Consider the following 20,874-nt stretch of genomic DNA (forward strand, 5'->3'; position numbering starts at 1 on the left):
GAAGACGATGATCAATTTTATAGCGACTCATTAAATGAAAGGAGCGTATATTATGGAGAAAATCCGGAAACCATTCGACTTAAAAGGTAGATCACTACTTAAGGAAAGTGATTTTACCAAGGAAGAATTTGAAGGTTTAATCGATTTTGCCATGACGTTAAAAACGTATAAACAACAAGGCACAAAGCATCATTATTTAGAAGGTAAAAACATCGCATTACTATTCGAGAAAACGTCAACTCGTACGCGTGCTGCATTCACAGTCGCATCTATCGATTTAGGTGCACATCCTGAATTTTTAGGTAAAAATGATATTCAATTAGGTAAAAAAGAATCCGTAGAAGATACTGCGAAAGTGCTAGGTAGGATGTTTGATGGTATAGAGTTTAGAGGATTCTCACAAGAGACAGTAGAACAACTTGCTGAATTCTCTGGTGTACCAGTTTGGAACGGATTAACTGATGAATGGCACCCAACTCAAATGTTGGCAGACTTTATGACGATTAAAGAAAATTTCGGACATCTTGAAGGTATTAATTTAACTTACGTTGGAGATGGACGTAATAATATGGCACATTCATTAATGGTGGCAGGCGCAATGCTTGGCGTTAACGTGAGAATCTGTACACCTAAAGCTTTAAGCCCTAAAGAAGCATATGTCGACATTGCCAAAGACCGAGCTTCTAAGTATGGTGGTTCTGTTCTCGTTACTGACAAAATTGATGAAGCGGTTAAAGGCGCAGATGTTATTTATACAGATGTCTGGGTTTCAATGGGCGAAGAAAGTGAATTTGAAGAACGTATTAACTTGTTGAAGGACTATCAGGTCAACAAAGCTATGTTCGATTTAACTGGTAAGGACGATACCATTTTCCTACATTGTTTACCAGCATTCCATGATACACAAACTCAATATGGTCAAGATATATATGAGAAATATGGATTAAGTGAAATGGAAGTTACAGACGAAATCTTTAGAAGTGAGCACTCTAAAGTATTTGACCAAGCTGAGAATCGTATGCATACGATTAAAGCTGTGATGGCTGCGACATTAGGCTAGGTTAAATCAAATTACTATAACAGGGACGATAGATATACGCTAATTTCCCAAACCACTCCCAACGAAACGATGAATTAAATAGCGTACATCTATGTGTCCCTACTTCTAAAGGAGAAATGAATATGAGCGAATCAGGAGAAAATAAGTTAAGTCAATCATCATTGATAGGTCTCGTTATAGGATCAATGATTGGTGGCGGTGCATTCAACCTCATGTCTGATATGGGTGGCCAAGCCGGTGGTCTTGCAATTATTATCGGATGGATTATTACAGCTATAGGCATGATTTCATTAGCTTTTGTATTCCAAAATCTAACGAATGAACGTCCTGATCTCGATGGTGGTATTTATAGTTATGCACAAGCTGGATTTGGTGACTTTATAGGTTTTGCCAGTGCATGGGGATATTGGTTCTCTGCATTTTTAGGCAACGTCGCTTACGCAACACTATTGATGTCTTCAGTAGGGAACTTCTTCCCAATTTTCAAAGGTGGTAACACATTCCCAAGTATACTTGTTGCCTCAATTTTATTATGGGGGGTCCACTTCCTTATACTGAAAGGTGTAGAAACTGCAGCATTTATTAATAGTATTGTAACCGTTGCGAAGTTAATACCTATTCTACTCGTTGTCATTTGTATGTTAGTTGCCTTTAATTTTGATACTTTCAAAGAAGGATTTTTCGGCATGAATGCACACGGTGCGTTACCATTTAGCTTTGGAAACACAATGTCTCAAGTGAAAAGTACAATGCTTGTAACCGTATGGGTATTCATCGGAATAGAAGGTGCTGTCGTCTTCTCAAGTCGTGCTAAACGTAAGAAAGATGTAGGTACTGCTACAGTGATAGGATTAATTTCAGTATTACTCATATATTTCTTATTAACTGTACTTGCCCAAGGTGTCATCATTCAGAACCATATCTCTAAATTGGAAGCACCATCTATGGCACACGTACTTTCATACATTGTCGGCGACTGGGGTTCAACACTTGTTAACATTGGCCTAATTATCTCAGTATTAGGTGCCTGGTTAGGTTGGACATTACTCGCTGGTGAATTGCCATTTATCGTTGCGAAAGATGGGTTATTCCCTAAATGGTTTGCTAAGGAAAATGAAAACGGCGCACCTGTGAATGCGTTATTAATCACGAACATATTAGTTCAAATTTTCTTAATTAGTATGTTGTTCACTGATAGCGCGTACCAATTTGCATTTTCACTAGCATCAAGTGCCATTCTTTATCCGTACATGTTTAGCGCATTTTATCAAGTTAAATATACAATTGAACATAAACAACATGCGACACCAAAACAATGGACAATTGGTATACTCGCATCTGTTTACGCAATATGGTTAGTCTATGCAGCAGGATTTGACTATTTATTATTAACGATGTTGCTTTATATTCCAGGGCTTATCGTTTATTCAATCGTTCAGAAAAACAACCGAAGACGTTTAACACGCGTAGATTATATCTTCTTCGCAATCATCATAGTTCTAGCAATTGTGGGACTAGTTCGACTATGTAGCGGCGCGATTAATGTATTCTAGATAAAGGAGCGATGAGTTATGAATAAAAAAATTGTCATCGCATTAGGCGGTAATGCGATTCAGACATCTGAAGGTTCAGCAGAAGCACAACGACGGGCGATTCACATGACTATGCAATCACTTAAACCTTTATTTCAATCAAATAATGATATCGTGATTTCACATGGTAATGGCCCTCAAATAGGCAATTTACTCATTCAACAATCTAAATCAGATAGCGCACAGACTCCTGCTATGCCACTCGATGTATGTGGGTCTATGACGCAAGGTATGATAGGCTATTGGTTAGAGACCGAAATTAACCGAGCTTTATCAGAAATTGGTAGCGATCGAGCAGTTGGAACAATTATTACTCGTGTAGAAGTTGATAAAGATGATCCTCGATTCAACCGCCCAACAAAACCGATTGGTCCGTTTTATACTGAGGAAGAAATGCACGCTTTAAAAGAAGCACAACCTGAAGCGATTTATAAAGCAGATTCTGCAGGTCGAGGATATAGAAAGGTGGTTGCCTCACCATTACCAATTTCTATTCTAGAACACCAATTAATTAGCACACTTGTCGAACAGAAAAATATTATCATCGCTTGTGGCGGTGGGGGTGTGCCAGTTGTGAAGAGTGAACACACATATGAAGGTGTCGAAGCGGTTATTGATAAAGACTTTGCTAGTGAAAAATTAGCAGCTCTCATTGACGCAGATACGTTGATGATACTAACAAATGTAGAACACGTGTATATTAATTTTAAAGAACCAAATGAAGAAAAGTTAACAGACATTGATATTGAAACTTTAAAACGTTATGCGAAAGAAGGTAAGTTCGCTGAAGGTTCGATGTTACCGAAGATTGAAGCGGCAATTGAATTTGTTGAAAGTGGAAATCATAAAGAAGCAATTATCACTAATTTAGAAAATGCTTATCATGCGTTCGACAAGCAAGCGGGTACACATATTCACAAATAAATGTTGAATAATCAAGCTATTGGAACCATAAGAACGATGGCCCCCTCCCCTTAATCAATAAACATCTATGAAGTGGCGTTTCTTTGACACTTTAACGCCAACTTCATATTTGAAAGATGTATAGCGTTCTCCCTTTCAATAGCTTTAGGTAGTAAGGAGTTTATGTTATGGCTGGAAATCAAATTTTTTGTAGAGAAAATGAACTTGATGAAAGTTTCAAACAACTTGCGTCTTATATTCATATACCTGTTGGCGTTTTACTTCCGTTTAAAAGCCAGTGTTTTGTTAGGCATTATAGTAAAGGACAAGTGATTTACTTTTCATCAGACGAAACGACACACGTTTATTTATTATTACAAGGAAATATCATGAGAGAGAATTTTAATTTAAATGGCGACATGTATCGTTATTTAAATAGAGAAAAAGTGCTGTTCCCGTTGAATAATTTATTTCAAGATAAAGTGCCAAATGAAATGTGTACCGCTTTGACGGATTGTGAAGTCATAGGCATTCCTCGTGATTTAATTGAATACCTTTGCAAAACGCATGAAGATATCTTCGTAAGGTTATTTGAATTACTGAGTGAAACCCAATGTCAGCACATTGAATATAATATGGCGTTAACCAGCAAGCTTGCGAAAGAACGCGTGACTAAGATTTTACGTTATCTATGCCACACTGTCGGATACGATAATGAAGAATTCTACGAAATAAAACAATTTATGACAATACAACTGTTAAGTGATATGGCAGGCATATCTCGAGAAACAACAGGACATATTATTAATGAGCTTCGAGAAGATAAAGTTCTATTTAAAAGTAATAAAAATTGGTTGATCAGCAAAGAATTATAAAGATGAATTTTAAATTTGAAATTTCGATTTGAAGAAATTCTTATTTTGCCATTCTAGTTAAAACACACTCTAAATTAAATATATATTCTATTAAAGCATTAGTTGAATTACTTTCTAGCGAAATAATTCTGACTAGTGCTTTTATATTTTAAAAGAAATTAATGCCGATTTAATAATATATGTATACACTACATAAATTAAATTATAATTAAATATTAAAACATACAACCAAAAACAATTGCATTTCATATAAAGATTATCATTAATTTTTAAATTAACTCTTTTATATAATCGAGAAATGTAGTATTCTTTATCTTGTGATTAAATTAAAATCACAAATTTTTTTAGGAAGTGATGTATTTTGAGAAAAAGGATGGATTTCGTGCCTAACAGGCATAACAAGTATTCCATTAGAAGATTTACAGTAGGAACGGCATCAATTTTAGTTGGTGCAACAATAATTTTTGGAGTTGATCATGAAGCAAAAGCGGCTGAGCATTCTACCGACACTGCTTCACTCACTTCAAACAATGAGGAAGCTTCGAATAGTAGCCCAGTTGGACAGCTAGGAGATACTCAAAAAAAGACTCATACCACACAAAACAACCATAACGTCCAACAACTAGATAATCAGTCAGATGAAGTTGGCACATCATTAAAAGCCCAAAACAATGATGTCCAATCAGCAGAGAAAACTTCGACTGAAACGTCTAAAGAAGTAATGCAAAATCACACACGCAATGCTAAAGATTTATCAGGTGACGCCCAATCAACTGATAACACAACAGAAAAGCAACAAGAAGTAGAAAATAATAATTCAAATCAAGAAACATTAACAACAAACAATCAAACAACAAAAAATACTCATAAAGTTTCTCGAGATGAAGATGTAGAACAATTGAATAAACAATCAACAAATCATAACGTGAAAGAAACTGAGCAAACAGTTCAAACAACTAAAGCCCAAAACCCTGAACTGCAAGCATCAGCAAAACAAAATTCACAGTCACAAACATCGCAAACTTCAAAACGTGTTTCACCTCAAGAACAGGTTACAGAAACTTATAGCCCTCAAGATAGTGCTTCAACTCGTAACCAATCAACTCAAAAGTCAGTTAATAAAGTTAATGGATTAAACAATTCTAATACTCGACATCATTCGTTATCCAACTCACCGATAGATGATCAAGCGAATGAAAAGAATGCAATACAAGTTCAAGCTACACCTAGAACAGTTTCAAGATTTGCACAGCCTGTAAGTAGAGCTGCAACAAATGAAGCGAATTCAGAACAACAAGGTTCTAATGTTAACGATAAAATAAATGTTGATAGTTTTAATGTGTCGAAAAAGTCTTTTGACCCTAACCATAGTGGCTATTCAGATTTAAATGCATCATTTAGCGTGAATGGAAAGATTAAAGAAGGCGATTATTTTACTGTTAAATATCCACAACGTGTTACTGTTAATGGTGATGTAAATTATGAGAAACTTAATAATCAAATGAAGGTTAAGCCATTAACAAATGCCAATGGAGATGTGGTAGCTAATGGTATTTATGATGTAAATAGTAAGACGGTAAAATATACTTTTACGAATTTCGTTAATGACAGAAATAATATTAAAGGGAACTTCAAGTTGCCAATTTTCACAGATAGAAAGAATACGCCTCATAGTGGTAGCTATAGTAGTACATTTAATATAGCTGATAAGAATTACACTGAGACTTTAAATATTAGTTATGATTCGCCGTACCAAGGTATAAAAGACGCTTATGGACCAAATATTAGTTCGTTTATAACAGATATCGATTTGCATTCAGGCAGTGAAGACTTTAAGCAAAAGATTTATGTTAATCCTATGGAAAATACATTATATAATTCAAATGTGCGTATTCAGGGTTATCAAACTGATCAAAGTAAATCAAGTACAATTATTGATAAAAATACAAAATTCAAAATTTACCAAGTGAAAGACGCAAGTCAATTGAGTGAGAGTTATTATAACGATACTAATAGTTCAAACTTAGTAGATGTCACAAATAATTTTAATGGATGGATTACTTACAATAGTGATAACTCTGTTAACATTCAATTTGGTCATATTGATGGCGCTTATATTATCGAAGTTGAAGGTAAATATGATAGTAAGAGTGGCCAAAATGTTAAGACTAGAGTTTCAGAAACGAATGATACTGTAAGTGGCGTGAGAAGACAGTTTTACTGGGATAACGAAAATATAGTTAAACCAACAGATGGTTCGGCTGATGGGGATTTAGTGGTTGGTAGTGATTCAGACTCAGACAGCGATTCCGATTCAGACAGCGACTCAGACTCAGATAGTGACTCAGATTCAGACAGCGATTCCGATTCAGACAGCGACTCAGACTCAGATAGTGACTCAGATTCAGATAGCGATTCCGATTCAGACAGCGACTCAGACTCTGATAGCGATTCCGATTCAGACAGCGACTCAGACTCAGATAGTGACTCAGATTCAGACAGTGACTCAGATTCAGACAGTGACTCAGATTCAGACAGTGATTCCGATTCAGACAGCGGTTCTGACTCAGACAGTGACTCCGACTCTGATAGTGACTCGGATTCAGACAGTGACTCGGATTCAGATAGTGATTCTGATTCAGACAGCGACTCGGATTCAGATAGTGACTCAGATTCAGATAGCGACTCCGATTCGGATAGTGGCTCAGACTCAGACTGTGGCTCAGACTCAGACTGTGATTCAGATTCCGACTGTGGTTCAGACTCAGATTGTGGCTCCGACTCCGATTGTGGTTCAGACTCAGATTGTGGCTCCGACTCAGACTGTGATTCAGATTCCGACTGCGGTTCAGACTCAGATTGTGGCTCCGACTCAGATTGTGATTCAGATTCAGACAGTGATTCCGACTCAGATAGTGATTCCGACTCAGATTGTGGCTCAGACTCAGATTGTGATTCAGATTCAGACAGTGATTCCGACTCAGATAGTGATTCCGACTCAGATAGTGATTCCGACTCAGACAGCGATTCTGATTCCGACAGTGACTCTGATTCAGATAGTGATTCCGACTCAGATAGTGACTCAGATTCAGACAGCGATTCCGATTCAGATAGCGATTCCGACTCAGACTCAGACAGCGACTCAGATTCAGATAGCGACTCAGATTCAGATAGCGATTCAGACTCAGATAGCGACTCAGACTCAGACAGCGACTCAGATTCAGATAGCGATTCAGACTCAGATAGCGACTCAGACTCAGACAGCGACTCGGACTCAGATAGTGACTCAGATTCAGATAGCGATTCCGACTCAGACTCAGACAGCGACTCGGACTCAGATAGTGACTCAGATTCAGATAGCGATTCCGACTCAGATAGCGACTCTGATTCAGATAGCGACTCCGATTCAGACAGCGATTCTGATTCAGATAGCGACTCCGACTCAGATAGCGACTCAGATTCAGATAGCGATTCCGACTCAGATAGTGATTCCGACTCAGACAGTGACTCTGATTCAGACAGTGATTCCGATTCAGATAGTGACTCTGATTCAGACAGCGATTCCGATTCAGACAGTGATTCCGACTCTCACCATGAGACACCAGGTACACCATCTCATCAAGATTACTCAACACCAACACATCATGAAACAAATCATCACAGCCATCATGCTAAAGAGAAAGGTTTACCAGATACTGGTAATGATGATAGTACACATAACGTTACATTATTTGGAGGATTGTTAGCCTTATTAGGTTCTTTATTCTTCTTCGGAAACAAACGTAGAAATCGAAAAGATGAACACTAAATATTTGATTTAGACCCGGGCCTTAGTGCTCGGGTTTTTCTGTGAAATAAAGAAAAGTAAGGTAAAATAAAGAAGAATATGAATTAAGGAGTGAAGCATATGGCTTTAATAACATTAAATTATAGTTCACCGACAATAGGAATGCATCAAAATTTAACAGTCATCTTACCGGAGGACACAACATACTTTGATAGCTCCAATTCTCCTAAACTACTTAAAACACTTATACTTTTACATGGTTTGTCGAGTGATGAAACGACGTATATTAGATATACGAGTATTGAAAGATATGCCAATGAACATCAACTCGCTATTATTATGCCGAATGTAGATCACAGTGCATACGCTAATATGGTATACGGCCATAGTTATTATGATTATATTTTAGAAATATACGACTACGTGCATCAGATTTTACCACTTTCAAAGAAACGTGAAGATAACTTTATTGCAGGTCATTCTATGGGAGGGTACGGTACAATTAAGTTCGCGCTGACTCAACCTCATAAGTTTTCCAAAGCAGCACCATTATCTGCAGTATTTCAAGCACAACATCTTATTGATATAGATTGGATAGACTTTTCCGCCAAATCTATCACAGGAGAGAATACCGATATTACAGGAACAGAATTAGATACATATTACCTCCTCAATCGAGCTATAGCGTCGAATGCTGATATTCCTGAATTGCTTATTATGTGTGGAACTGAAGATTTCTTATATCAGGATAATTTAGAGTTTATTCATTATTTAGATGAAAAGGGAATTCCATATACATTTGAAGAAAGTCCTGGCGAACATAATTACGCATATTGGGACAAAGCGATCAAAACAGCGATAGAGTGGTTCGTAAATTAGTGGAAGTTTAAACCTAAAGATAGCATCTAAAATATATTCAATACCCCCATGTCTTTGAACTAACGACACGGGGGATTAAATTTAGATATTTCTATTTACCTTGAAAACTAACCAATACAACAGAATTGAAACAACAATGGTTTCTACAATGATTGAAATAATCAGCCAATATTCTAAATGACTTAAATTGATAATTAAGTAAATATCAAGAATGGTCCAAGGTAACGCAATGAGTATCACTTTCTTATAAATTTGGAAACTATATAGGGTGAATAATTTTTGAGCTTTTGCCCAACTTTCATCATTACGTAAAGCTTTTCTAGTTCGAAATCCATACGTTTTGTTACGTTGTGTCGGGGGAGTTAATTTGAATAAATAGGTCACTGCTAACATGATTATGCTTTTGAAAAGTAGAACTATTTTAATCACTCCTTTTAAGTTAATTTAATCTATAACTATTTTATCAAATAAAGCGTTTTATGTTTTTCGATATATTAATTTAATGTAAAAATAGATAGAAAAGTTAAAATACACTATATTATATTGTTTTCAAATCTAGCAAAGTATAAAATAAAAGTGCTAAGTTTATTAATTTTAAGTATAAAATCTTTTCAATAGGAGCGATAACTATTGTTGAAATATTATATATCTACAATTATATTCTTTCTGGCATTTTTATTCGTAAGTGGATTAGCACTTGCGACTGATTTAGATACCGAGGCTTCTGTCGTTGCGGTAGGAGATAACTTAATACATCCCGAAGTGTATAATGATGCTAAAACAGGGCAAGATAGTTTTAACTTTAAACCTATGTATGAACCTGTAAAAAAAGATATTCAAGATGCAGATATAGCATATGTAAACCAAGAATCCCCTTTAGGTGGGGACGATCGGCCATATCATGGTTTTAAACGTTTTAATACGCCTAGTAGTATCGCTAAAGATCTAGTCGATACAGGTTTTAACTTTGTAAATGGCTCTAACAACCATGCTATTGATCAAGGAGAATCGGGCGTAAATAATAATATACATACTTGGAAGAAATTTAAAGATAAAGTATTATTTACTGGCATTTTTAACTCTCAAGAGGCACATGATAACATTCCGACGAAGACAGTTAATGGAATAAAAGTTTCAATGTTAAGTTATACGTTTGGTACAAATGGTATTAAACCTCCACATCCGTATACAATCAAAACATTTGATGAGGAACAAATTAAAAAGGATGTTAAAGAGGCTAAAAAACATAGTGATGCAGTGATTGTATCTGCGCACTGGGGTAATGAAGGACAACATAAACAAAACAAAACGCAGGAAAAATATGCTAAAGTCTTCGCTGATGCTGGTGTAGATGTTGTGTTAGGCATGCATCCACATGTGATAGAGCCAGTTAAATGGGTTGAAGGTAAAGATGGAAATAAAACACTTGTCGCTTATTCCCTGGGAAATTTCTTAAATGGTCAAGCTACAGGAAATGAAAGTAATGATTTATTAGGTCGTCTCAATTTTAAATTAGTGAAAAATCCTAAAGGCGTTAAAGTGAAAAACGTAAAATGGAGAAGTATGGTGAATCATTATGAATTAGCCAATTTATATGACAAGAACTCTAAGAAGGATTTCAAAGTATATCCTTTACATGATTACACGAATCAATTAGCCGAAAAACATGGATTACACTATGTGAATGGGGCAAATATGACTAAAGAAAGATTGCAAGAAATAACTAAAGACGTCATTGATAAAGAGTTCTTAGATGATAAAAGTTTATAGATAATAGAGAATCACGCTAGAACGTGCTTACGTTCTAGCGTGATTTTGATTTATTTAATGATTTCTACTGTGAAAGGGACAACATAATCTTGTCCTTTTAAGACAAAGACGATTGCAATAATTGAATAGACAACTATAACTATACTAAGGATGAATAATAATAAGACGCCAATGAGTAGAAAAACTAAAATAGCTGCAATCACTGTATATATGAGATAACTAATTAAGAAATTAAGATAATTTTTACCTTGTTGATCAATAAATGCAGAATCTTCTCTTTTTATTGCCCAAATAATGAGCGGTCCAAGAAAAGAAGTGAAAAATGATAATAACCAAATCACCATAGCGATGGTCGTTTCATTATCAGAAACTTCTTTAAATGCATAAGGATTTTTAGATTGATTAATCAAATTCATATGTATTATAGCCCCTTTATTTTTATTTACTTTAAATATAAACATTTTAATTATTAAAGTAAATGACTATATAGCACTCATGTTTCATTAATATTTATAAATTTGAATATCAATAGCTGACTGTTTCACGCGAAACGATTGCAATTATAGGTAATGAAATCTACAAGACACTATAAAAATAGAATCATTCTTTATTTTGTATACTAACCGATGTTCAATCGTGATTCTCCTACTATAATAACCTTCATAATTGACTTTTAGCGCTTCCGGTTTCCCGATACCCTCGATGCAACCATCTCGTGCGATACTTTTAAGTAAAGTGTTAATTTTTTTAAAATTTCCTAAGTTATGTTGTTGCCAAAATTGATAATCTTTAAATGCTTGAGTTGTAAAAGTCACATTAAGTTTACTCATTATCATCAATCTCAACTGTAATCGTATCGTTTTGGTTTAATTCTTGAATGGATTTGTTCAGGTGAGACACATTAGCCGGATTTGACTGAAGATACATCGTTTCTAGAATTGCATTGTAATCTTTCTCAGCTAGAATGACAGCATTCTTATCTTCTTTCGTTGTAATTGTGTAAGTTACACTGTCTTCGTTTACTTTAGAAATCAGTTCTTTAAAATTTTGACGTGCATTGGAATAATTTATGGATGGCATGTCCTCATCCTCCTTCACCACTATTATTGTACAATAAATTGTACAATAAACCATTTGCGTTGTCATCAATTTTTTTCGTCTTTAAAATTTTTAATGTTTAAATACGTCTAAAACGGACATAAAAAATATGTAACCTTATTTACTAGACATTATAGAATTTATCATTAATTTTTGGGAGGAATGTTAAGCATGGCTAAAGAAATTAAACAAAATGTTGGTACAGTACAAGTCCCTGATACAGTTGAATCTGCAGTAGCTTTAGAATATTCATTTGCCGAAGCATTAGTGAAATTAGATGTTAATGTAACTGGTATTGCAGACGATAATAATAAAGACAATTTAGATGAAGAAACACGTAAAAATGTAGGTAACTATCAATCAGTAGGACATCGTCAAACGCCAAGCGTAGATGACATTAAAAAAGCTGAACCACAAGTCATTTTTGCAGATGTGGATAGACATGAATCCATTTTCAAAGATTTAAATGCAATTGCTCCTACAGTTTTAGTGAAAAGTTTCGATGCAGATTATAAAGAAAGTAAGGAAGCTTTCGATTATATTGCTAAAGTCGTTTCTAAACAAGAAGAAGGTAAAACAATCATCGATAACCACGAAAAAGAAATTAAAGATTTAAGTTCTAAAGTACGTGTAGATAAAGATGTTGCTACAATTGCAGCAGTCGTTACAGATCAAGACTTAGTAATTCATGCTTCTAAATCATATGTAGGTCAATTACTAGAAGATGTTGGTTTCAAAGCTGGCATTTCTAAAGAAAATGAAAATGACTTACCTGAATACATGGGTGCAGATTATCATAAATTACCAATTAGCAAAGTTGCAGATGTAAACCCAGAACGACTCATTGTTATGGTAGATGAAGATAATCAAAAAGATTTCAACAACTTTAAAGAGTCTGATGCATGGAATCAATTAGATGCAGTTAAAAACAATAGAGTTCATGAAGTTAACCGTGAAACATGGGCTAAACATCGTGGATTAATCGCTGCAGAACAAATCTTAGAAGATATCACACAATTTACTGAGTAATTCAGTAGTTTAATAATTTAATAAATCATATAGATAAAATGCCCTCTTATCAAAGAACTGATAGGAGGGCATTGATTTTGCAATCATTCTATAGGTTTTAATTTTCACAAGAGTTATTTATTTTGAGATGCAAACGCTTTGGCAATTTCGCTAAGTTTAGTAGGCGCATCTTCAACAGCCATTTTCACTTCGACATAATGCATACGATCATTATGCGCTTTAATATCTTCAAATGCTTGCATTAATTCTTCTGAATTGTTTACATCATGGACTGCCACATTGTCTCCACCGAATACAGCAGGTAATGCTTTATAATCCCACATCTTAATGTCATTGTATGGTTCTTTCATACCGTGAATCATTCTTTCAACAGTATAACCATCATTGTTGATGACAAAGATAATTGGTTTCAAGTCTTGACGAATCATTGTAGATAGTGATTGTACTGTTAATTGTAGAGAACCATCACCAATAAGTAAGACGTTTCTACGATGTGGATTAGCAATTTGTGTACCTAATGTAGCAGGTAATGTATAACCAATTGAACCCCATAATGGTTGTCCGATGAACGTATTGTCTTTATACAATGCTAAATCATATGCACCAAAGAATGAGGTACCTTGTTCTGCAATTAAGACATCATCCAGTTGTATGAAATCTTGCATCATGTTGAAGTACGTTTCTTGAGTTAACGGTTGATTATTAAGTTCATAATTGTGTGCTTGTGGTCTTTCGTATTGAGGGTAGTCGTTTTCATTTTTAAAATTAAGACCCTTCAATGCATGTACTAAGCTAGGTAATGTGACATCATTTGCAACAGTGTCATTCATCTTGAAGTTCTTGTGATTAATCATTACGACATCATCAATATCGAATTGATAAGAGAAACCAGCTGTTGCTGAGTCTGTTAATTTAGCACCAATATTTAAAATAGCATCACTATTATTTACATATTCTTTAATCTTATCTTCAGCAATTTCGCCATCGAATATTCCTACATAATGAGGGTTTTCTTCATTAAATGCGCCTTTACCTAATGATAATTGAACAACAGGTATATTCGTACGATCTACAATTTCTTCTAATTCTTCATGCAAGTTGAAACTATTAATTTCATGACCTGCAATAATAAGTGGTTGTGATGCTGATTTGAGTTTATCTTCAATCATGTTTACATATTTTTGAACATCTTGTTGTGGTAATGCTTCAGGTTGGAAAGTTTCTGAAACTTCAATTTCAGCTAATGCTACATCTATAGGTAAGTGTAAATGTACTGGGCGACGTTCTTGTATTGCTGCATTAATTAATCTTGGGATTTCAGTAGTAGCATTCTCAGGTGTGATATAACCTTGTGCAGTTGTAATAGGTTCAAACATTTTACGATAATCATCAAATGTACCTTCACCAAGTGAATGGTGGACAAATTTACCTGCTTCTTCTACTGCGCGAGTAGGTGCTCCAGTAATGGCAATGACTGGTACACGTTCTGCGTATGAACCTGCAATGCCGTTAACTGTACTAAGTTCACCAACTCCAAATGTTGTCACCATTGCACCTAATCCGTTAATGCGTGCATAACCATCTGTTGCATAACTTGCATTCAATTCATTTGTATTACCAATCCATTCTATATGATCATGAGAAATGATATCGTCTAAAAAGGCTAGGTTGAAATCTCCCGGCACACCAAAGACTTTGTCAACTCCGGCTGCGTAAACTGCGTCCATTAAATATTGTCCTACGCGTTGTTTCATATTCAATTCCACCTTTGTATTGTATTTTTATTCCACTTAAAACGATAAACCTTTTGTAAAATAACGTCAACTAACTTGACCTATATTTCAAATTAACTCCTTTTATAAATGATGACGTAATATCCAAAATTTATTATAATAACGGTAACGGACGGAAGGGAAAGAGTAAAGATGACGATGAATAAAAATGATTATGAACACATGCTATTTTATTTTGCGTACAAAACTTTTATCACCACAGCAGATGAAATTATTGAAGAATATGGTATGAGTCGTCAACACCATCGTTTTTTATTCTTCATAAATAAGTTACCCGGAATTACCATTAAAGAATTATTAATCACACTAGAAATATCTAAACAAGGGTCGCATGGTACGTTACGCAAATTGAAAGAAGAAGGATTAATTATTGAAGAAACATCTGAAATCGATAGACGAGTGAAGAAATTATATTCTACGGACAAGGGCGATGCATTGATTCGTAAATTAAATAAAGCTCAAGACGACTTGTTCCATCGTACAAAGCAGAAAGTAGGAAATGATTGGTACGCAATTATGGAAGAATTAGCGAATTATCGTGAAGGTTTCAAAACAATTGAACATTTAAAAGAAGACTAGGAAAGCTGAGACTAAATGTGTGATGTGCTCTCTACAAAGTAGACATTTAAGAGAGCATATTAATGAAGCGTCTCAGCTTCTTTTATAATCATTTAATATATAAATGGGTATTAATGAATATGCTTTCTTACAAGATGAATGACTAATGCAATAAGACCGACTGGTATTAAAAGTATAAGTAACAAAATACAGCCTAAACCGCCTGCACTCATATTTAATTCCCTCCTCGTTTACTCATCTGTATCTAGGTTATATAAGTAATAGAAGGGATTCAATTCCTTTAGAGATATCTTTCAATAATGTAAGGAAAGTTGATTAATGTGAAGAATAAAGTATTTTATAGAATGTTTTAAATGCCGATTGCAACCAAATAAAAATTGTTGCTTTTATAAAAAATTAGTATATTATTGTTTTATGTTAATCAATATTTAAGGAGAAATGTAAATGAAAATAATAGGGCTTACACGTGCCTTTTCAATAAAAAAACTGTCACTAGGGGCAGTTACTGCATTATTTGGATTAGGCGCGTTTGGAGCAATGGGAACTCAAGCACACGCAAGTACGCATTCGAGCTATTCACAACCAAATCGTACATCGACAAGTGGGAAAAGTACGACAACTAAAACTACAAAATTAACACCAAAAGTAGTTAAACCTGTTCAATACACAAGTAAAGTTCAAACTACAAAGAAAGTTACACCTACCAAACAAACCACTAAAAATGTTAAACCAGTTGTAACGAAAGCATCTACAAAGCAATCTACAAGCCAAAGAGTGAATACAACTGCTACTAAAGCACCGACGACTTCTACAAGCAGAACGAAATCCTCTAAGTCAGGCACACATACTCAAACATCTACGACAACCAAACGTTCTACTACTACGAAATCATCAAAAACTTCGTCTACAACATCAAAAGCTAAAACTACAACACCAACAAAAGCATCAACTTCTACAACTAAGAAATCAACTTCAACAACGACGAAGAAACCTACGACGACGTCAACTGCAAAGAAAAGTACATCTAAGTCAACTTCAAGTAGTAAGAGCGGAACAACAAGCCATACAAAAGTACCTAGTAAATCAACTACAACACATCCAAGTACAACCGGTACGAGTACAACCAAAAAGCCAACCACATCGACAACAAAGCCATCTACATCAGCATCAACTAAGACTTCAACAACTAAGACTTCAACAACCAAACCCACAACATCAACAACGACGACAAAATCTACAACAAAAACTACGTCAACATCAACACAACCTAAGACATCTACAACTCATACACCATCTACTACAAATACTAAACCAACGACACCGCCGACAACCACAGTTCCAATAGATAGTAAACAAGATGAAATTGGTACAGCACCGGTTGAACGTAAAAAAGATAAATATCAATCTATGACGGAACTTGAAAATCAGACAGTTGAAGGGGTAGATTGGAAAAAAGAAACAAGAGATAATGGAACGAAAGTACTGATTGTAGCACCACATGGTGGAAATATAGAACAGGGTACGACTGAGGTAACGAAGGCATTGGCTAATAAAGGAGATTATGACTATTTCTCATTTGAAGCGATGAGATCTAAAAATAATTCTGATTTACATGTGACTTCTACGCATTATGATGATGCAACGCTCAACCAAATGATAGAAAACCGTACTGCCACTATTTCAATTCACGGTGCAGCTGGTACTGAACAGATTGTATATCTAGGAGGACCAGATTCCGCATTAAGAGATGAGATTGAAGCTCAATTAAAAAGTCGCGGGTTCAAAGTTTTAGTACCACCTGCGTATCTTGGTGGTCAAAATGATAAAAACTTTATTAATAGACAAGATGGAACTACAGGTGTTCAATTAGAGTTGACGACTGCTTTAAGAAAGGCTTTCTTCAATAATGGAGATACAAATACTAAGAATCGTACTAATGAGAACAATTGGACGCCGTTGATGCAGTCATTTGTTGATGCATTATATACAAGTATTCACAATATTTATCCGGAAAAATAAATTTGGTTTGAATAAATTCATTTTTGAAATTTTAACATAACAATCATATAACAATATTGTCATAATAGGGCTAAAGGATGATTTCGTTAGCTCTATTATTTTTTATATTTATAAATGGAAGAAGCGTAATATTCTAATATCAAGAATTTAAACTTTTAGATTTATAAATATATGAAGGGAAATATTTGATTTTGAAAAAGAGAACATCACTGAGTACCTTAAGAAAAAAGAAAATATTAATACTTATTAGCACAATTATTCTAGTTTTAGGATTAACATATGCATGCACCAATAAGCAAGAGACTAATCATTCAACAGCGCATCATTCTAAACTTCATCACATACCACTGATTGCTGGTCATGATGATGAAAAAGGAAGAGAGTCAGTAGTAAATTTAGAACCTTCTGAGCCAGCTCAAGAAGATGTACATCATAAAGATCATTTTAATTCTATGACGCAATTATTTAAACATACGAAAAAAGGTGTGGATTGGAAGAAAGAAGTTAGAAAAGTGGGGAGTAACGTTCTTGTTATAGCGCCTCATGGTGGAAATATAGAAGCGGGAACTACAGAATTAACAAAGTTAATCGCTAATGATAATCACTATGATTATTACTCATTTACAGTTTTGAGAAAAAAACATGCAGAAGATTTACACGTCACATCGGCACATTACAACGATCCAACATTATTAAATATGGTGAAATCTAAAGACTTTACTGTGTCGATTCATGGTGCTAAGGGAAATCAACCTGTCATTTATTTAGGCGGATTAGATACACCATTAAAAGAAGCCATTAAAAAGCAATTAGTTAAACATCATTTTGTCGTAAAAATCGCACCATCCTATTTAGGCGGCGATTTAAAAGAGAATTTTGTTAATGAGAATATAAAGGGTAAAGGTGTTCAACTCGAATTAACAACGGCTTTAAGAAAATCCTTATTTGTGAACGAGAAACTTTCACCAAATTCTAGAAATAAAAGAAGTAACTGGTCACCTGTCATGTATCGCTTTTCAGATGCAATCGATAAAGCAGTACAACAAGTCGATGACTCAGGTGAAGATAGGTAATGAATAGTGATGTTGCTAAAATTAAAAATTCTCAGATACGCATGTGCGCACCTGAGAATTTTTTAATGAATATATTAGAATGTTTTACCTAAGTTCTTAGCTTCTTCAACACCAGCTAATTTGATTTCTTCAGCTTTTTCAGGTTCAGCGTTATGACCTTCAATAATCACTGTTTCATAAGAAGGAACGCCTAAGAATGTCATAATATTTCTTAAATAACGATCTCCAGATTCAACTTCTGCGGTTGGGCCTTCACTATAATAGCCGCCTCTAGATTGAATATGAAGTACTTTTTTATCAGTTAATAGACCTTGAGGGCCTTCAGCAGTGTATTTAAATGTTTTACCTGCCACTGCAATAGCATCGATGTATGCTTTTAAAACAGGTGGGAAGGATAAATTCCACATTGGACTTACGAAAACGTATTTATCTGCTTCTAAGAATTCGTCAAGAATTGCTCCAAGACGAGTTACCTTTTTACTTTCTTCTGAAGTAAGTTCTTCGCCTTTAGCTGCTTTACCCCAACCTGTTAATACATCTTTATCAATATAAGGGATATCTTCAGTGAATAAGTCGATATGTTTAACTTCATCATCTGAGTGATTGTCTTGATAAGATTCGATGAAAGCTTTACCTGCTGCCATTGAGTTTGATACAAGTTCATCTAACGGATGAGCTGTAATGTATAATAATTTTGCCATTTTTTGCTTCTCCTTAAAATGTTGTTTGTTTGATATAATTATTATACTCAGTTCAGATAATTACACAATATAGTAGATGAAAAATCATCCTAATGGACTATAAGAAAGTTGTTATTGACTCAAATGGAGTTGGCTATGAAATATATTCTCATAGAATTAATATCATATGAATTTGAAATTTTTAAAATTAACTTTAAAATGTGTATAATAGTACTAAAGACTTGAACAGCTTACATGTTCATACTATGCAACTAAGAAAGGAGTGTTATTAATGAAAAAATTAGCAGTCATTTTAGCATTAGCTGGCGTAGCATACTACGGTTTCAAAAAATATCAAAATCACGTAAACCAAGCACCAAACATCGAATACTAAAATTAAACCTTAAAGTTAATAACAATATTTAAGAGATGAGGCAAAATCCAACAAGATTTGTCTCATTTTTTTATTTTAGGGTAAATATATGTATATATTAAAGCTGAAATATAGCTTTACAAAATTGACAGAATTTAAGAAAGGATTAGGTGAATAAGTCATGACTAGAAATATTATTATTGGCGTTTCAGTAGTAGTCGCACTAGTAGTTGGAGGATTTGCAGGTTTTAAACTGATTAAGCGCAATCAAATTGAGAAACATAGTATGTCTAATGCAGAATTATAGAAATAGTATAAAACCACTTTATTCTTAGTGTTTAAAAATATTAAATAAATGTGTATAGCAATATACAAAAACTTAACTAATTAATATATAATGTAACCTATAAGCCCAATTAATCAAAAATGGATTAATTGGGCATTTTTTTATCTATAACTTAAATTTAAGTATGGTGCCATGTTTTATTATGTAATTTACATGAAATTTACAATTAATTAAAAGTTCCTTTGAAATTTAAGTATAGTATTAATGAAATAAGGTGATTACGAGAATAAAACATTTTTATAAAGATAATAACTTACATTTGTAATTGCTAGTTTAATTAAATCCCAAATTTTCAGAATAGCGGTTTAATTAAACAAACATTTAAAAGGAAATTGTTTGGAGGTTAATATGGAAAATACTTTAGATTTAATGAGAGTTTGGGAGATTATTAAGAAAAATTGGAAACTTTTAGTGATTATTCCTTTGATTTTTTTAATTTTAAGTGCCATTTTTACATTCTTTTTAGCTAAACCTAAATATGAAGCATCTACTCAAATTTTAGTGAGCCAAAAAGAAAAAGAATCTAAAATGATGGCTCAAGAAGTACAAAGTAACATTCAGTTAGTTAATACATATGCAGAAATTATTAAAAGTCCACGAATATTAGATGATGTTGCCAAAGAAAATAAAGACTACTCAGCGGATAAGTTATCTAAAATGATTGACGTCAATACTGAAGCGGACTCTCAAATACTTAATGTTGGAGTTAGAAGCAAAAGTGAAAAAGAATCTGAAAAAATTGCAAATGATGTGGCTAAAGTGTTTAGTAAAGATGTGCCAGATATCATGAGTGTAGATAATGTTTCTATACTTTCTAAAGCTAATGGTACCGCAGAGAAAGTTTCACCTAGAACAATAATGAACTTATTTGCAGGACTTATTTTAGGTTTAGTTTTAGCAATTATTATAGCAGCCTTAAGAGAAATCTTTGATAAGCGTATTAGAACTGAAGAAGATGTTGAAAAAGAACTTGGTGTTCCTGTACTAGGTTCTATCCAAAAAATTAAATAAGGAGAAT

At 34.2% G+C, this 20,874-nt stretch carries 20 protein-coding genes; 14 read left to right on the forward strand and 6 right to left on the reverse strand.

Annotation, left to right across the window (positions count from 1 at the left end; all coding sequences use genetic code 11):
- Positions 1-52: 52 nt before the first annotated feature.
- The 6 genes from argF (at position 53) to JMUB898_RS01395 (ending at position 9,096) form a co-directional block, all read left to right on the forward strand.
- Positions 53-1,060 carry an ornithine carbamoyltransferase gene (argF, locus tag JMUB898_RS01370; protein ID WP_037541727.1) on the forward strand — a complete coding sequence of 336 codons (1,008 nt, stop codon included), beginning with the start codon at positions 53-55 and terminating at the stop codon, positions 1,058-1,060.
- A gap of 122 nt (positions 1,061-1,182) precedes the next feature.
- Positions 1,183-2,613, forward strand: a complete 1,431-nt coding sequence (gene arcD / locus JMUB898_RS01375; protein ID WP_037541725.1) for an arginine-ornithine antiporter — start codon at positions 1,183-1,185, stop codon at positions 2,611-2,613.
- 18 nt (positions 2,614-2,631) lie between these two features.
- Positions 2,632-3,576 carry a carbamate kinase gene (gene arcC / locus JMUB898_RS01380; RefSeq protein ID WP_002444612.1) on the forward strand — a complete coding sequence of 315 codons (945 nt, stop codon included), beginning with the start codon at positions 2,632-2,634 and terminating at the stop codon, positions 3,574-3,576.
- A 167-nt stretch (positions 3,577-3,743) separates the two neighbouring features.
- Complete coding sequence (locus JMUB898_RS01385) at positions 3,744-4,430, forward strand: Crp/Fnr family transcriptional regulator (protein WP_002444611.1); 687 nt, start codon at positions 3,744-3,746, stop codon at positions 4,428-4,430.
- Positions 4,431-4,803: 373 nt separating this feature from the next.
- A complete protein-coding gene (locus tag JMUB898_RS01390) occupies positions 4,804-8,238 on the forward strand; it encodes a fibrinogen-binding adhesin SdrG C-terminal domain-containing protein (protein WP_232019010.1) in 3,435 nt (1,144 codons plus the stop codon).
- 99 nt (positions 8,239-8,337) lie between these two features.
- Positions 8,338-9,096 (forward strand): alpha/beta hydrolase, encoded by a 759-nt coding sequence (locus tag JMUB898_RS01395; RefSeq protein WP_002444608.1) that lies wholly within the window; start codon positions 8,338-8,340, stop codon positions 9,094-9,096.
- Between the two features lie 81 nt (positions 9,097-9,177).
- Here JMUB898_RS01395 and JMUB898_RS01400 read toward each other — a convergent pair whose 3' ends face one another.
- Positions 9,178-9,489, reverse strand: a complete 312-nt coding sequence (locus JMUB898_RS01400) for an SdpI family protein (RefSeq protein ID WP_002444606.1) — start codon at positions 9,487-9,489, stop codon at positions 9,178-9,180.
- A gap of 237 nt (positions 9,490-9,726) precedes the next feature.
- On the opposite strand from JMUB898_RS01400, the gene JMUB898_RS01405 reads away from it, so the two are divergent.
- Positions 9,727-10,866, forward strand: a complete 1,140-nt coding sequence (locus tag JMUB898_RS01405; RefSeq protein ID WP_095323335.1) for a CapA family protein — start codon at positions 9,727-9,729, stop codon at positions 10,864-10,866.
- A 50-nt stretch (positions 10,867-10,916) separates the two neighbouring features.
- On the opposite strand, the gene JMUB898_RS01410 is transcribed toward JMUB898_RS01405, so the two are convergent.
- The 3 genes from JMUB898_RS01410 to JMUB898_RS01420 all read right to left on the reverse strand — a co-directional run bounded on the left by JMUB898_RS01410 (position 10,917) and on the right by JMUB898_RS01420 (position 11,946).
- Positions 10,917-11,282, reverse strand: a complete 366-nt coding sequence (locus JMUB898_RS01410; RefSeq protein WP_037541723.1) for a DUF4870 domain-containing protein — start codon at positions 11,280-11,282, stop codon at positions 10,917-10,919.
- Between the two features lie 144 nt (positions 11,283-11,426).
- A complete protein-coding gene (locus JMUB898_RS01415) occupies positions 11,427-11,696 on the reverse strand; it encodes a Txe/YoeB family addiction module toxin (RefSeq protein WP_037541722.1) in 270 nt (89 codons plus the stop codon).
- On the reverse strand, positions 11,689-11,946 hold the full coding sequence (locus tag JMUB898_RS01420) for a type II toxin-antitoxin system Phd/YefM family antitoxin (RefSeq protein WP_037541721.1): 258 nt from the start codon (positions 11,944-11,946) through the stop codon (positions 11,689-11,691). Before JMUB898_RS01420 ends, JMUB898_RS01415 begins: the two co-directional genes overlap by 8 nt.
- A 189-nt stretch (positions 11,947-12,135) precedes the next feature.
- On the opposite strand from JMUB898_RS01420, the gene JMUB898_RS01425 reads away from it, so the two are divergent.
- Entirely contained in the window at positions 12,136-12,993 is an 858-nt protein-coding gene (locus JMUB898_RS01425) for an ABC transporter substrate-binding protein (RefSeq protein ID WP_002444596.1), read from the forward strand.
- Between the two features lie 113 nt (positions 12,994-13,106).
- Here the strand turns inward: JMUB898_RS01425 and JMUB898_RS01430 are convergent, their stop codons facing one another.
- A complete protein-coding gene (locus JMUB898_RS01430; protein ID WP_126501885.1) occupies positions 13,107-14,747 on the reverse strand; it encodes an alpha-keto acid decarboxylase family protein in 1,641 nt (546 codons plus the stop codon).
- 171 nt (positions 14,748-14,918) lie between these two features.
- On the opposite strand from JMUB898_RS01430, the gene JMUB898_RS01435 reads away from it, so the two are divergent.
- The 3 genes from JMUB898_RS01435 (at position 14,919) to JMUB898_RS01445 (ending at position 18,457) form a co-directional block, all read left to right on the forward strand.
- Positions 14,919-15,365 (forward strand): MarR family winged helix-turn-helix transcriptional regulator, encoded by a 447-nt coding sequence (locus JMUB898_RS01435; RefSeq protein ID WP_002444594.1) that lies wholly within the window; start codon positions 14,919-14,921, stop codon positions 15,363-15,365.
- A gap of 444 nt (positions 15,366-15,809) precedes the next feature.
- Entirely contained in the window at positions 15,810-17,384 is a 1,575-nt protein-coding gene (locus tag JMUB898_RS01440) for a poly-gamma-glutamate hydrolase family protein (RefSeq protein WP_002444593.1), read from the forward strand.
- Between the two features lie 191 nt (positions 17,385-17,575).
- The gene (locus JMUB898_RS01445) at positions 17,576-18,457 is read left to right on the forward strand and encodes a poly-gamma-glutamate hydrolase family protein (protein ID WP_232019004.1); all 882 of its coding nucleotides are present in this window, start codon (positions 17,576-17,578) and stop codon (positions 18,455-18,457) included.
- A gap of 74 nt (positions 18,458-18,531) precedes the next feature.
- Here the strand turns inward: JMUB898_RS01445 and JMUB898_RS01450 are convergent, their stop codons facing one another.
- A complete protein-coding gene (locus tag JMUB898_RS01450) occupies positions 18,532-19,158 on the reverse strand; it encodes an FMN-dependent NADH-azoreductase (protein WP_095323336.1) in 627 nt (208 codons plus the stop codon).
- Positions 19,159-19,429: 271 nt separating this feature from the next.
- On the opposite strand from JMUB898_RS01450, the gene JMUB898_RS01455 reads away from it, so the two are divergent.
- From JMUB898_RS01455 to JMUB898_RS01465, 3 genes are all read left to right on the forward strand, one after another.
- Positions 19,430-19,531 carry an SE2200 family small protein gene (locus JMUB898_RS01455; protein ID WP_002444590.1) on the forward strand — a complete coding sequence of 34 codons (102 nt, stop codon included), beginning with the start codon at positions 19,430-19,432 and terminating at the stop codon, positions 19,529-19,531.
- A 160-nt stretch (positions 19,532-19,691) separates the two neighbouring features.
- Positions 19,692-19,817, forward strand: a complete 126-nt coding sequence (locus tag JMUB898_RS12825; protein WP_002444589.1) for a hypothetical protein — start codon at positions 19,692-19,694, stop codon at positions 19,815-19,817.
- 387 nt (positions 19,818-20,204) lie between these two features.
- A complete protein-coding gene (locus JMUB898_RS01465) occupies positions 20,205-20,867 on the forward strand; it encodes a Wzz/FepE/Etk N-terminal domain-containing protein (protein ID WP_002444587.1) in 663 nt (220 codons plus the stop codon).
- The last annotated feature ends 7 nt before the right edge of the window (positions 20,868-20,874 follow it).

The sequence above is a fragment of the Staphylococcus caprae genome, from assembly GCF_003966625.1.
In the GTDB taxonomy this organism is placed as follows: domain Bacteria; phylum Bacillota; class Bacilli; order Staphylococcales; family Staphylococcaceae; genus Staphylococcus; species Staphylococcus caprae.